The 13,641-nt window shown below is 63.8% G+C and carries 10 protein-coding genes and 1 tRNA gene; 5 read left to right on the top strand and 6 right to left on the bottom strand.

What is annotated here, in order from left to right; genetic code table 11:
• Positions 1 to 16 precede the first annotated feature (16 nt).
• Positions 17 to 91: transfer RNA gene (locus JWR51_RS11795), tRNA-Lys, on the bottom strand.
• A gap of 88 nt (positions 92 to 179) precedes the next feature.
• Positions 180 to 962, bottom strand: a complete 783-nt coding sequence (locus JWR51_RS11790; RefSeq protein ID WP_299747598.1) for a hypothetical protein — start codon at positions 960 to 962, stop codon at positions 180 to 182.
• A 139-nt stretch (positions 963 to 1,101) separates the two neighbouring features.
• Here JWR51_RS11790 and glmU point away from each other — a divergent pair, with 139 nt between their 5' ends.
• Both glmU and glmS read left to right on the top strand, forming a co-directional pair.
• Positions 1,102 to 2,454 carry a bifunctional UDP-N-acetylglucosamine diphosphorylase/glucosamine-1-phosphate N-acetyltransferase GlmU gene (gene glmU, locus JWR51_RS11785; RefSeq protein ID WP_299747596.1) on the top strand — a complete coding sequence of 451 codons (1,353 nt, stop codon included), beginning with the start codon at positions 1,102 to 1,104 and terminating at the stop codon, positions 2,452 to 2,454.
• 2 nt (positions 2,455 to 2,456) lie between these two features.
• The gene (gene glmS / locus JWR51_RS11780; protein ID WP_299747594.1) at positions 2,457 to 4,283 is read left to right on the top strand and encodes a glutamine--fructose-6-phosphate transaminase (isomerizing); all 1,827 of its coding nucleotides are present in this window, start codon (positions 2,457 to 2,459) and stop codon (positions 4,281 to 4,283) included.
• A gap of 135 nt (positions 4,284 to 4,418) precedes the next feature.
• Here the strand turns inward: glmS and recG are convergent, their stop codons facing one another.
• Positions 4,419 to 6,527 (bottom strand): ATP-dependent DNA helicase RecG, encoded by a 2,109-nt coding sequence (gene recG, locus JWR51_RS11775; protein ID WP_299747592.1) that lies wholly within the window; start codon positions 6,525 to 6,527, stop codon positions 4,419 to 4,421.
• Positions 6,528 to 6,638: 111 nt separating this feature from the next.
• On the opposite strand from recG, the gene JWR51_RS11770 reads away from it, so the two are divergent.
• The 3 genes from JWR51_RS11770 to JWR51_RS11760 all read left to right on the top strand — a co-directional run bounded on the left by JWR51_RS11770 (position 6,639) and on the right by JWR51_RS11760 (position 11,352).
• Complete coding sequence (locus JWR51_RS11770; RefSeq protein WP_299747590.1) at positions 6,639 to 6,917, top strand: succinate dehydrogenase assembly factor 2; 279 nt, start codon at positions 6,639 to 6,641, stop codon at positions 6,915 to 6,917.
• Positions 6,914 to 10,405, top strand: a complete 3,492-nt coding sequence (mfd, locus tag JWR51_RS11765; RefSeq protein WP_299747588.1) for a transcription-repair coupling factor — start codon at positions 6,914 to 6,916, stop codon at positions 10,403 to 10,405. The genes JWR51_RS11770 and mfd overlap by 4 nt, the downstream gene beginning before the upstream one ends.
• A 170-nt stretch (positions 10,406 to 10,575) precedes the next feature.
• Positions 10,576 to 11,352: an invasion associated locus B family protein gene (locus tag JWR51_RS11760; RefSeq protein WP_299747586.1), complete on the top strand. Its 777-nt coding sequence runs from the start codon at positions 10,576 to 10,578 to the stop codon at positions 11,350 to 11,352.
• A gap of 210 nt (positions 11,353 to 11,562) precedes the next feature.
• Here the strand turns inward: JWR51_RS11760 and JWR51_RS11755 are convergent, their stop codons facing one another.
• Genes JWR51_RS11755 through JWR51_RS11745 form a run of 3 tightly spaced genes read right to left on the bottom strand, consistent with a single transcriptional unit; the run spans position 11,563 to position 13,639 of the window.
• Positions 11,563 to 12,720, bottom strand: a complete 1,158-nt coding sequence (locus JWR51_RS11755; protein ID WP_299747584.1) for an FAD-dependent monooxygenase — start codon at positions 12,718 to 12,720, stop codon at positions 11,563 to 11,565.
• On the bottom strand, positions 12,717 to 13,187 hold the full coding sequence (locus JWR51_RS11750; RefSeq protein WP_299747583.1) for a DUF6691 family protein: 471 nt from the start codon (positions 13,185 to 13,187) through the stop codon (positions 12,717 to 12,719). Before JWR51_RS11750 ends, JWR51_RS11755 begins: the two co-directional genes overlap by 4 nt.
• Positions 13,187 to 13,639, bottom strand: coding sequence for a YeeE/YedE thiosulfate transporter family protein (locus JWR51_RS11745; RefSeq protein ID WP_299747581.1), 453 nt, complete (start codon positions 13,637 to 13,639; stop codon positions 13,187 to 13,189). The genes JWR51_RS11750 and JWR51_RS11745 overlap by 1 nt, the downstream gene beginning before the upstream one ends.
• Between the last annotated feature and the right edge of the window lie 2 nt (positions 13,640 to 13,641).

The raw sequence follows: 13,641 nt of genomic DNA, 5'->3' as shown, positions 1-13,641 counted from the left end.
TGTCATTGAAAAATATTGGTATGCCGGGAGGGGGTCGAACCCTCGACCATTCGATTAAAAGTCGAATGCTCTACCACTGAGCTACCGGCACGCACCAAATGCGGACGCCGTGGCGTCGCGGCGGAACATAGCGGCAGAAGCTTGGCTGTCAACCGCAATTGCTACGCGTTGGAGACTGTTTAGAAACTCAGTGGCGTGCCGCCATATGGCATCGGCATGCAGGAGATCGATACCCGCTCCAATCGCTTGCAGAGCGCGGTCGCTTCCGTCATGCGGGTAATCGGCCCGACTACGATGCGCTTCTGCTCGCTGTCCTGCTGATCGACCAGCAGGGGCGACATGCCGATCAGCAACGGGCCGAGCTTGTTCGACAGATCATCCCAGGCCGCAGTAGCATTGTCGGCGGTGACGTTGGAGCCTACGGCGATGCCGAAGGCAGAACCATCGGGGACGAACAATTTAGGGGTGCTCGCGACGGCTTCCGGCATGGGTTGCTCTAATGGCGCGGCGGGCAATTGCATTGGCTGCTGGCGGATGGCAACCGAGCCGCCATCGGCGTCATAGGTCACCACATTGTCGGTGTCGATCGAGGCGGTCTCGGCGCTGAGGTCGATCTGGGCGGTATCGGGAATGGCTTCCAGCAGCTTTGGTAGGCTGACCTCGAGCGCGCCGACACGCTGGGTCACATCACTGCCGGCTTCCTCCTGCAGTGAGAAACGGTTCACCAAGGTATTGTTATCACGCCGCAATCTGGCGGTTTCGGCATTGAGCTCAACCACGTCATGGCGCAACTGGTCGATGCTGGCGCCGGCAAGCCGCGACTTGTGCAGGCCCGACAGCATGCCCTGGGGCACCAGGGCCGACACGTTGGCCCCAAACACTGCCAAGGCCCCACAGACCAGGGCGACGATGGCCCAGGTGGTGACATCGGATTGCCGGAATTCTTCTGATGCTTTAGCCAATGTCCGCCCCCGGAAGCGCAGTCGAATCAAGTAATGCCACTAGGATAACACTGCGCGAGGCGTTATCGCTGAGCCAACGCTTGCGTGCCATAAATTTGCAGAATTACGCGGCCAATAGGGCGCCGTCCGGAGGGGCCTCATGACCCAGTTGCTGTCCATCATTCTCGCCGCCGGCGAAGGCACCCGCATGAAATCGGCCATGCCCAAGGTGCTGCACGAAGTCGGCGGCATGCCGATCGTCGGGCATGTGGCGCGCGCGGCCCGGGCAGCGGGCTCGGATCAGATCGCACTGGTGACAGGGCCCGGGCACGACGCAATTCGCCGGGCGGTGACAGCGATGCATCCCGAAGTGGTGCATTTCGAGCAGACCATCGCCAAGGGCACGGCACACGCGGCCTCGATGGCGCGCGAACTCTTCGAGACGGCAGAGGGCTATATCGCGGTGGTCTATGGCGACCATCCGCTGTTGCGGGGCGTCAATTTCCGCGCGGTGCTGGATCGGCTCGATGCCGGGCTAGACGTGGCGATTCTGGGTTTTGAGCCAAAGGACCCGACCGGCTATGGCCGCCTGATCACCGATGGCGAGACACTGCTGGCGATCCGCGAGCACAAGGACGCCACCGAAGACGAGCGCCGCATTCGTCTGTGCAACGCCTGTATTCTGGCGTTCCGCGCCGAAGTGTTCCGCGACCTGATCGACAAGGTCGAGGCCAACAATGCACAGAACGAGTATTATCTCGGCGACCTGGTGGAGCTGGCCAACGCGGCCGGCAAGAAGGTTGGCTGGGGCCTGGCGCCGGAAAACGACGTGATGGGCGTCAACGATCGCAGCCAGTTGGCGCGGGCCGAAGGCCTGTTCCAGGACGTGCAGCGCGAAGAATTCATGAAGGCCGGCGTGACGCTGAAGGACCCCGGCAGCGTGTGGTTTTCCTACGACACCGAAATCGCCCGCGACGTCACTATCGAGCCGAACGTGTATTTCGGCCCCGGCGTGACCATCGGCGAGGGTGCGGTGATCCATGCTTTCTCCCACATCGAGGGCGCCAGCATCGGGCCGCGCGCCTCGGTCGGGCCATTCGCGCGGCTCCGGCCGGAGGCCAAGCTGGGCGAGGGCGCCAAGGTGGGCAATTTCGTTGAGATCAAGAAGGCCGATATCGGCAAGGGCGCCAAGGTAAGCCATTTGACCTATATCGGCGACGCCAGCATAGGCGAAGAGGTCAATATCGGGGCGGGCGTCATCACGGTAAATTACGATGGCTACAATAAGCATCGTACGGTGGTGGGCGATCATGCCTTTATCGGCTCCAATAGCGCGCTGGTGGCGCCGGTGACGGTGGGCGAGGGCGCCTTGGTGAGCGCTGGCAGCATCATCACCGAGGACGTGCCCGCCGATGCGCTGGCACTCGCTCGCAGCCGCCAGACCAATAAGCCGGGCCGTGCCAAGACCATTTTCGAGCGTGCAGCAGCACTCAAGAAGTCCAAGGGGAAATAGCCATGTGCGGTATTGTTGGCATCGTCGGCAGCGCGCCGGTTGCTCCCCGGCTGGTGGATGCGCTCAAGCGCCTCGAATATCGCGGCTATGACAGTGCCGGCGTGGCGACGCTCGAGGGCGGCGCAATCACCCGCCGCCGGGCCGAGGGCAAGCTGGGCAATCTGGCGCAGAAGCTCAGCTTCGAGCCGCTCGACGGCAATGTCGGCATTGGCCACACGCGCTGGGCGACGCATGGCGCGCCGACCGAGGCCAATGCCCATCCGCACGCCACCGACCGCGTGGCTGTTGTGCACAACGGCATCATCGAGAATTTCCGCGAGCTGCTCGCCGACCTGGCCAAGGACGGCTACCTGCCCAAGACGCAGACCGATACGGAATCGGTGGCGCTCTGGGTCAGCCGCGAGCTGGCCAATGGCGCCGATCCCGAACTGGCGGTTGCGCGTACCCTGAAGCAATTGAAGGGTGCCTTCGCTCTGGCCTTCCTGTTCAAGGGCGAGGAAAGCCTGCTGATCGCCGCCCGCAGCGGCGCGCCGCTGGCCATCGGCTATGGCACCACAGAGATGTATCTCGGCTCCGACGCCATGGCGCTGGCGCCATTCACCTCGCGCCTGACCTATCTGGAGGACGGCGACTGGGCGGTTATCACCCCACACGGTGTGACGATCCGCGATGGCAAGGACGCCATCGTGCAGCGCGAACAGCAGGTGTCGCAGACTTCGGCGCTGATGGTGGACAAGGGCAATCACCGCCATTTCATGGCCAAGGAAATCTACGAGCAGCCCGAGACCATCTCGCACACGCTGAGCCATTATGTGGACATGGGCGCCGAGCGCGTGGCGATCCGCGAGATCATGCCGTTCAATTTCGCCGACCTGACGCGGCTGACGATCAGCGCCTGCGGCACGGCATACTTCGCCGGCGCGGTTGCGAAATACTGGTTCGAGCGCTATGCGCGGCTACCGGTGGATATCGATGTGGCGTCGGAATTCCGCTACCGCGAGCCGCCGCTGGAAAAGGGTGGGCTATCGCTGTTCATCTCGCAGTCCGGCGAAACCGCCGATACGCTGGCAGCACTGCGCTATTGCGCCGGCCAGGGCCAGCACATCGCCTCGCTGGTTAATACGCAGGAATCCACCATCGCGCGGGAATCCAGCGTGGTGTTTCCCATCCTTTGCGGCCCGGAAATCGGCGTCGCCTCGACCAAGGCGCTGACGGCGCAACTGACCGCGCTGGCCAGCCTCGCCATCGCCGCAGGGCGTGCCCGTGGGGTGCTCAGTGCCGAGCAGGAAGCCGAGCATGTGCGCGCTCTAACCAGCCTGCCAGCCGCGGTTTCGGCGGCACTAGCGGGGGAAGCACAGATCGCGGAGATCGCCAAACGCCTCTCGCGCGCCAAGGACGTGCTGTATCTCGGGCGCGGCCCAATGTTCCCGATCGCCATGGAAGGCGCGCTGAAGCTCAAGGAAATCAGCTACATTCACGCCGAAGGTTATGCCGCCGGTGAGCTCAAGCACGGCCCGATCGCGCTAGTGGACGAGGACATGCCGGTCATCGTCGTGGCGCCATCGGACGAGCTGGTCGACAAGACCATGTCCAACATGCAGGAAGTGGCGGCACGCGGCGGCAAGATCATCCTGATCACCGATGCCGAGGGCGCCAAGCAGGTCGGCGAGGGCGTGGCGGATATCATCCTGATCCCGCGCGTCTCCAGCTTCGTCGCGCCGATCCTGGCGACTATTCCGGTGCAGTTGCTGGCGTACCATACGGCGGTGTTCATGGGCACGGATGTGGACCAGCCGCGCAATTTGGCGAAGTCGGTGACGGTCGAGTAAGCCGGAGTGCCCGACCTCGTGGTTCGAGGCTCGCAAGGGCTCGCACCTCACCATGAGGTCTCCGAGAGCAAGGCATTCCAGTAGTCCTCATGGTGAGGTGCGCCGCTTGGCGCCTCGAACCACGAGGGCGTGGCACTAGCCCGCCCGGAGCAGCGGGATCGCGAGGTCCTTGCGGAACAGGTAGAGCAGCGTTTGTAGTGCCTGCCCATCCTCGCCGGTCAGGCTGGGATTGGCGGCAAAGGCTGCTTTGGCATCATCATGGGCGTAGTCAAGCAAGTGGCGATGGACGTCCGGCACCGCGAGGCGATAGCCGGGCATGCCGGATTGACGTGTGCCGAGCACATCGCCCTGGCCGCGCAGTTCCAGATCGCGTTCGGCGATTTCGAAGCCGTCTTCGGTGCCCTTGATGGTTTCGAGGCGGGCCTTGGCGGTTTCGCTGAGCGGGTCCTTGTAGAGCAGCAGGCAGGCCGAGCGCTGGGCGCCGCGACCGACGCGGCCGCGAAGTTGGTGGAGCTGGGCCAGGCCGAAGCGCTCGGCATGCTCAATAATCATGATCGAGGCATTGGGTACGTCGACACCCACTTCGATGACGGTGGTGGCGACGAGCAGCTTCACCTCGTTGGCGGAGAAGCGCTGCATCGTCTCCTGCTTGGCGGCGGCGCTCATGCGGCCATGGATCAGGGCGACTTGATCGCCGAAGACTTTGCGCAGTTCGGCGAAGCGATCTTCGGCGGAGACCACGTCGAGATGTTCGCTTTCCTCGACCAGTGGGCAAACCCAGAAAGCTTGCGCGCCTTCCTCGATGCGGGCTTTGAGACGCTGGATGACGCGCGGATAGTCGCCGATGGAGAGGACGGCGGTATCGATCGGCTGACGGCCCTTGGGCTTTTCGCGCAGGACGCTGACTTCCATGTCGCCGAAATGGGTGAGGACTAGGGTGCGGGGGATCGGGGTTGCGGTCATCACCAGCAGATCGGTGTGGCGACCCTTGTCGGACAGGGCGAGGCGCTGGTGGACGCCGAAGCGATGTTGTTCATCGACGACGGTGAGGCCGAGGTCCTTGAACTCGACGCCGGTCTGGAACAGCGCATGGGTGCCGACGGCGATGGTGATTTCGCCGCTGGCGAGGCCGGCGAGGATCGGGCGGCGCTCGGCAACGGGCATTTTGCCGGTGAGCAGCACGCAGCCGAGTCCGGCGGCATCGCAGAGCGGCTTGAGGGTTTTGAAGTGCTGGGAAGCCAGAAGTTCGGTTGGCGCCATCATGGCCGATTGCGCGCCGCTTTCGGCCATGGCGGCCATGGCCATCAGCGCGACAACGGTCTTGCCGGCGCCCACGTCGCCTTGCAGCAGCCGCGACATGCGGTCGGGTGACGCCAGATCGTCCCGGATTTCGGCAATTGCCTGTTCCTGCCCGGCCGTAAGGGCGAAGGGCAGGGTGGAGAGGACGCGGCCGGTGATCTCGCCGGTGAAGGTGCGGGCAATGCCGCGGGCGGCGACCATGGTGGAGCGCACGATCTGCAGCGTGAGTTGACCGGCCAGGTATTCGTCATAAGCCAGCCGCATGCGGGCGGGTGCCCACAATTCAGCTTCGGCGGGATTGGTCGGCGTATGGACCGAGCGCATGGCATTGGCGAAAGTGGGCCAATTGAAATGGCTTAGCGTCGCGGGCGGAATCCATTCGGGAAGTTCGGGGAGCGTCTCGATGATTTGGCGCGTCAGCTTGGTCAGGGCTTTGGAACTGAGGCCCTGAGTCAGCGGATAGACCGGCTCGACCAGCGGCAGCGTAGCGAACTTGTCGACCTCCACCACGTAGTCGGGATGGGTGATCTGCTTTTCGCCGTTGAAGAAATCGATCTTGCCAGAGACGTAGCGCTCCTCGCCGACCGGGAGGGCTTTTTCCACCCAACCGCCCTGGGCGCGGAAGAACACCAATTGCATTTCGCCGGTTTCGTCATGGGCGAAGACGCGGTGCGGCACCTGCGGCTTGCCGCGGGGCGGCGGCTGGTGGCGGTCGATATGCAGCAGCAGGGTGACGACCTGTCCGAGATAGGCCTCGGCTATACCGACTTGGCGGCTGCGATCGACCACGCCGGAAGGCATGTGCATCAGGATATCGAGCGCAATGGCTTCCTGACCTTCCGGCGCACCGAAAAAGCGCGTCAGCAGGGCGGCAAGCTGCGGCCCCACGCCCTTGATCGACTGGAGGGAACGGAACAATGGATCGAGGGTTGACGGACGCGACACGATTCGAGCGATCTCCTTGCCGTCAGCCTATCTGGCTGAGCACGGCTGACAAAGAGCGCCAATGACGATAAAGAGAGCGCGCAAATCAACCTCCGCGGGATCATGGCGTCGATGACAGCCGGTGAAGACATTGCTATTCGCCGCAAGATGTTGCGTTACCGCGCCTGGCATCGCGGAACGCTGGAGATGGACCGCGTGCTCGGCCCCTTCGCCGACGCCCATATCGACGCGCTGAGCGAGCCCGATCTGGACCGGTTGGAATCAGTGATGGATCAGGAAGATCCGGCTTTGCTCAAATGGGTGATGGGGCAGGAAGTGCCGCCAGCCGATGTAGATATCGAATTTCTTGGCCGGATTGTCGCCGACCATCAGGCGCGGATGAGCAAATGAACGAGGCCGCCCCGATCCATCCACCGCGTATGATTGGCAGTGTGCCCGATGGCATGCAGCCGCTGGCGCTGTCGCGTCTTGTCGAACAAAGGTTGGCGGCCGCGCCGGACGATGCGGCAAGCATTGTGTTCGTCGCGCGCGACGGACGGCGGTTGCAGCGGATGGCGGAAATCCTGGCGCAGATGCTGCCGGGGCATACTATCCTGACGCTGCCGGCGTGGGATTGCCTGCCCTATGACCGTGTTTCGCCCAATAACGTCACCATCGCTGCGCGGATGAATACGCTGGCGGCGCTGACCAACGGCTCCACCAAGGGCGCCGTGGTCCTGACCGCGGTCAATGCGCTGATCCAGAAGCTGCCGCCACGCGATGTGGTCGAGGGCATGTCGTTTTCGGCTGCCATCGGCCGCGTCGTCGACAGCGAAAAGCTGATCGGCTGGGCGGCGAACAATGGCTATCTGCGCGTGCCGACGGTGCGGGAATCGGGCGAATACGCCGTGCGTGGCGGGCTTGTGGACCTGTTCCCGGCCAGCGCCGATTTCCCGCTGCGCTTCGATTTCTTCGGCAGCCAGCTTGAGTCCATTCGCACGTTCGATCCGGACACCCAGCGCACCAATGGCACGCTCAAGCGCATCGATCTGACACCGATGAGCGAAGTGGTGCTGACAGAAGACACCATCCGCCGCTTCCGCCAGAATTACACCACGACCTTTGGCGGGAACACGGCTGACGATACGCTCTATGCCACCATCAGCGGTGGCTCGCGCTATTCGGGCACCGAGCACTGGTTGCCGTTCTTCTACGAGCACCTCGATAGCCTGTCCGACTACGTCGGTGACGCGCCGTTTGTGTTCGATGACCAAGCGGCTGAGGCTTTTGCCGACCGGCAGGGTCAGATCAAGGATTACTATGAGGCCCGCGAGCATGCGCGGCTAAGCCCGCAGGTCGCGGGGGCCGGTGCACCGTACAAACCGGTCGAGCCGCATCTGCTCTATGCCGTCGATCAGCACCCATACACGCTGGCGGGCGCTTCGGTGCTGCAACTGTCGCAATACCAGTCGCCCAATGCCAAGGCGTCGGACGATATGGGCGGGCGGATTGCGCCCAGCTTTGCCGCGGAACGGCAGGCGACGGACGTCAATCTGTTCAAGGCTGTGGTCGATCGGCTGATGGCCGAGCGCAAGGCTGGGCGGCGGACAATCGTGGCCTGCTGGAGCGTGGGCACGCGCGACCGCATGGCGCAGGTGCTCAAGGACCACGGCCTGACCAATCCGCGCATGGCGGAAAACTGGCGCGACGCCGAAACCACGAGCGCCGCGACCACTTCTGTGGTGGTGCTGGCGCTTGAATCGGGCTTTGAGACCAAGGACCTGCTGGTCCTCTCCGAACAGGACATCCTGGGCGAACGCATCCTGCGGCCGCAGCGCAAGCGCAAGGCCAGCGACGCGCTGACCGAGGCTGCGAGCCTCAACGCAGGCGATCTGGTTGTGCATGTCGATCACGGCATCGGCCGCTTCCTCGGGCTCAAGGTGATCGAGGCCGGCGGCGCGCCGCATGAATGCGTCGAGCTGCAATATGCAGGCGATACCAAGCTTTACCTGCCGGTCGAAAACATCGAGCTGCTGTCGCGCTATGGCTCGGATGATTCGACCACTTCGTTGGACAAGCTGGGCGGCGTCGCCTGGCAGGCCAAGAAGGGCAAGCTCAAGAAGCGCATCCGCGAAATGGCGGAACAGCTCATCAAGATCGCCGCGGCGCGCTTGCTGACGCGCACCGATCCGATCGAGCTGGTGCCGGGCGCCTATGACGAATTCGCCGCACGGTTCCCTTATGAGGAAACCGAGGACCAGCTTGCGGCAATCGACGCCGTGTTCGAGGACCTGACCACCGGCAAGGTCATGGACCGCCTCGTGTGCGGCGACGTCGGCTTCGGCAAGACCGAAGTGGCGCTGCGCGCTGCGTTCCTCGTCGCCATGTCGGGCAAGCAGGTCGCCATCGTGGTGCCGACGACGCTGCTGGCGCGTCAGCACTTCAAGACTTTCCGCGACCGCTTTGCCGGCCTGCCGGTCAATGTGCGCCACGCCTCGCGGCTGGTCTCGGCGGCCGAGCTCAAGGCCACCAAGGAAGGTCTGGCGGATGGGCAGATCGATGTCGTCGTGGGCACGCATGCGCTGCTGAGCAAGACCATCAAGTTCCGGGATCTCGGGCTGCTGGTGATCGATGAGGAACAGCACTTCGGCGTCGGCCATAAGGAGCGCCTCAAGGAGCTCAAGGCCAATGTGCATGTGCTGACGCTGACGGCGACGCCAATTCCGCGCACGCTGCAAATGGCGCTGACCGGCGTACGCGATCTCAGCCTCCTGGCGACGCCGCCGGTGGATCGACTCGCCATCCGCACCTTCATCTCGCCGTTCGACCCGTTGTCGATCCGCGAGGCGCTGCTGCGTGAAAAGTACCGCGGCGGGCAGTCCTTCTATGTGGTGCCGCGCATCAAGGATCAGCCGGACATTGCTGAATTCCTGCGCGTGCAGGTGCCCGAAGTGTCGTTCGTCGTCGCCAACGGCCAGATGCCGCCGGGCCAGCTCGACGACATCATGAACACCTTTTACGACAACAAATTCGATGTGCTGGTCGCCACCACGATCGTGGAATCGGGCCTCGATATTCCGAACGCCAATACACTGATCGTGCATCGTGCCGACAATTTCGGCCTGGCGCAGCTCTACCAGATCCGGGGCCGCATCGGGCGGGCCAAGGCGCGCGCCTATGCGCTGTTCACCGTGCCGCCTGACAGAAAATTGACCGATACCGCCGAACGGCGCCTGGGCGTGCTGCAATCGCTGGAAAGCCTGGGGGCAGGGTTCCAGCTCGCCAGCCACGATCTTGACATTCGTGGGGCCGGCAACCTGCTGGGCGACGAACAATCCGGCCATATCCGCGAAGTCGGCTACGAACTCTACCAGTCGATGCTGGAAGAGGCCGTCGCCAACCTCAAGAATGGCGACGAGGATTACGAAGACAAGAACGAGTGGAGCCCGCAAATCTCGCTGGGCATGCCGGTGATGATTCCCGAGCATTACGTGCCCGATCTGCAGTTGCGCATGCAGCTCTATCGCCGCCTGGGCGACCTGCAGGACATTCGCGAGATCGACTCCGCCGGCGCGGAACTCATCGACCGCTTCGGGCCGATGCCCGAGGAAGTCGAGGCGTTGCTCAAGGTTATCCTAGTCAAGGCGCTGTGCCGTCAGGCCAACGTCGAGAAGGTCGATGCCGGCCCCAAGGGCGTCGTCATCAGCCTGCGCAACAACGAGTTCCCCAATCCGGGCGCGTTGGTGCGGCTGGTGTCCGATCCGGCCAATCAGGTGCGCATCAAGCCCGATCAGAAGCTGGTTTTTGCCCGCAACTGGCCAACCCCGGACGACCGACTCAAAGGCGCTGCAGCGATTCTGTCTCGGCTCGCCAAGCTTGCAGAAACCGCCAATGCCTGATTATCGCCTTGGTGATCTGTTTAGTGAGGCTTGCCGGAACGACATCGGCCCCATAATGCTTTGGCAAGACCGTACTGTCATGTTATTGCCCGAATTCAGCACTTGAAGGACAGTTCTATTCGAGGTGGCGAAGCGACCACCGGGACTGCCAAGGAAGCCAAGGAAATTCTATGATCTTCAGGAAACCTCTCGTCGCCGGATTTGCGGTGGCCGCGCTCATGCTGTCCTCCGTCGCGACTTACGCCCAGGAAGCCACTACGCCCGCGCCGGCACCCGCTGTCGAAGCGCCGGCACCCGCAGCTCCTGCCGCAACCGATACGCCCGCGGCTCCCGCAACCGACGCTGCCGCTACGCCTGCCACGGGCGCCCCTGCGCAGAACTGGCTCAAGGTTTGCGACCCGCTGCCCGATGGCAAGCAGGCCTGCATCATGCGCCAGGTGATCCTGGCGAATGGTCAGTTCCTTGGCTCGTTCCTGCTGCGTGACGATCCGGGCCAGGAAAGCCGGCTGCTCGCCGTTGCTGCCGTTCCGCTCGGCGTGCTGCTGCCGTTTGGCCTGACCTGGCAGATCGACGGCGCCAAGCCGATCCGCGTGCCGTTCATGCTGTGCGACCCGACCTCCTGCGCCACCCAGCTGGTGATCAACGAGGCCTACGTCAATTCGCTCAAGAAGGGCGGCACGCTCAAGCTGACCGCCAAGAACCGCCAGAACCAGGACCTGACGATCGAGATCACCCTGGCCGGCTTCACCACGGCTTATGATGGCCCCGCTGCCTTGACCTTCGACGAATTCCAGAAGGAAACCAGTGGCGAGAACGCCCTCGAGCAGGTGCTGCAGGATCGCGCCGAGCAGTTGCGCAAGCAGCTCGACGAAGGCACGGCTCCGGCTGATGGCTCGACCCCAGCGCCCGCCGCCGACCCGGCAGCGCCGGCACCCGCTGCGCCGTAAGCGGCACTGAAATCTGTGTATTGGGGAAGGGCGCCTTGGGCGCCCTTCCTTTTTGGATGCCTCAAGCGGTTAGATCTGCCCCATCGCCCTTCTTCCCGCGGGCTTGAACCGCGGGCCATTGGCCACTTGTGCCATGCTGGTAGAGGCCCGCGGATCAAGTCCGCGGGAAGACCGGTGGGGGTGGACCACTTAATGGGATCAGTACCTGCGCTAGCGTGTGCCCATGCCCACAGCAAAGGCCCGCTTGCGCAAAGCTGGCATCAACTTGAGCGCCCACAGGCCGCCGGCGCGCAGGGCCTGTGCGGGCAGCATGTCGGCGAGCAGCGATCGGAACAGTGTGTCCACCATGCCGCCGGTGCGGCTCAGGTCATCGGCACGGCGGCGGGCGTAATCGTCGCTCAGCAGCACGGCCCAATCGGGCTCGGAGCGGTCGATAGCGGCCAAAGCCACCGATAGATCGGCAACATCGCGCAGGCCCAGATTGAGCCCTTGCGCGCCGATGGGTGGGAACGCATGCGCCGCTTCGCCGACGAGCACCACGCCATTGGCGCCGGCATGATCCACCGTGATGGTGCTGAGTGGAAAAATGTGGGTCGGGGTCGCTAGGGTGATGGCGCCGAACAGTCGCTGGGACTTTTCCAGTAACAGGGCGGTCAGCGCTTCCTTGCTTAGGGCCTGCGCCTGGTTGAGCACGTCGCGCTCATCGAGCCAGACCAGATTGGCGCGTTTGCCGCCAGCGGGGACCAGCGTGAAGGGACCGTTGGGATAATGGAATTCGACCGAGGCGCCGTCGAGGCCGCGACCGAGTTCCAGATCGCAGACCAATGCGGCCTGGGTAAAGCCGTTCTCGCGAGCGCGAAAGCCAGCCGCAGCGCGCACCAGCGACTTTTTGCCATCGGCACCGACGACCAGAGGCGCGCGGAGGTGGCTGCCATCGGCGAGGGTGATCTTGGGACCGTCGGCGCCAAGCTCGAACTGTGACAGTGGTTGAGCGATGGTGCGCAGATTGGGGAGGGCGGCGATGCTGGCCTGGAAGGCCTCGGTCAGCCGCATATTGGCGAAGTTCCAGCCGAAGGCGTCGAGCCCAGCCTCCCTGGCGTCGAACACCGTCTCTGGCGCACGTAACAGGCGAGAAGTCGCGTCGATGATGCGGATTTGACTCAGCTTTTGCCCGAATGCATCGGGCGCACCGATCAGGCCAGCCGACTGCAAATATTCAACGCTGGGCATCATCAGCGCGGAAGTGCGCCTATCCGGCGGGCCGGATGGAGCGAGATGAATGGTCGACAATCCGGTCTTGGCCACGGCAATCGCCGCTGCCAGACCGGCCAGGCCCCCGCCGACGACAATGGCATCCGCGTCCATCATCGCGCATCAGCCAGACGCCGGGCGTGGCCGCTCGGGACAATGGCGCTACCGGCATAGGAGCCGACGAACAGCGCGACGAGGAAAATCCAGAGATTTTCAGGCAGGAAGGCGATCAGCGAGATCGCCGGGCCCGGGCAGATGCCCGACATGCCCCAGCCGATCCCGAACAGCGCCGCGCCACCAACGAGGCGGCCGTCGATGCGCTTGTATTCCGGCTCATGGAAGGCGGTATCGAACAGCGGCGTCGCGCGACCCTTGCCGATCCGGACGGCGATGAACATGACGACAATGGCCGGCACGATGACGAAGGCCAGGCTCGGGTCCCAGCCGCCACTCGGAATGGCGGTGAAATCGAGGAACCGCAGGACCTTGAGAGGATCGACCATCTGCGACACGTAAAGGCCGGCGCCAAACAGCGCGCCACTAACGGCGGCAGTGGCGAGATAGGGCAGCTTCAGCACGACCATCAAACAATTCCCGTCACTGTTACGGTGACGATGGCGACGCCGAAGAATACCAACACCGCCACCAACGAACGCAGCGAAAGCCGCGCCAGCCCGCAAACGCCGTGGCCGGAGGTGCAGCCATTGCCGATCTTGGTGCCGACGCCGACCAAGAGGCCGGCGATTGCCAACCAGATCGGGCTCGGAACGCCCCAGGCCGGAGGCGCATCAACGAGTTTGGCTGGAACGTTTCCGCCCACGCCGAGACCGGGCAGCAGTTTTGCCGCCACAAAGGTCGCGGCGACAAGCACGACAAGAAATACCAGCCGCCAGATCACGGTCTGCGCCGGCGGCAGCAATTGGCCGAAAATGCCCGAAATGCCCGCGATACGACCATTGCCCAGCCACAACACGGCAGCGGCGAGGCCGATCAGCGAGCCGCCGATGGCGGCGGAAAGCGGCGAAAACGATTCCATAA

This window comes from Devosia sp. (assembly GCF_028290625.1).
Classification (GTDB): Bacteria; Pseudomonadota; Alphaproteobacteria; order Rhizobiales; family Devosiaceae; genus Devosia.
This window is presented reverse-complemented; position numbering and strand designations above follow the sequence as displayed.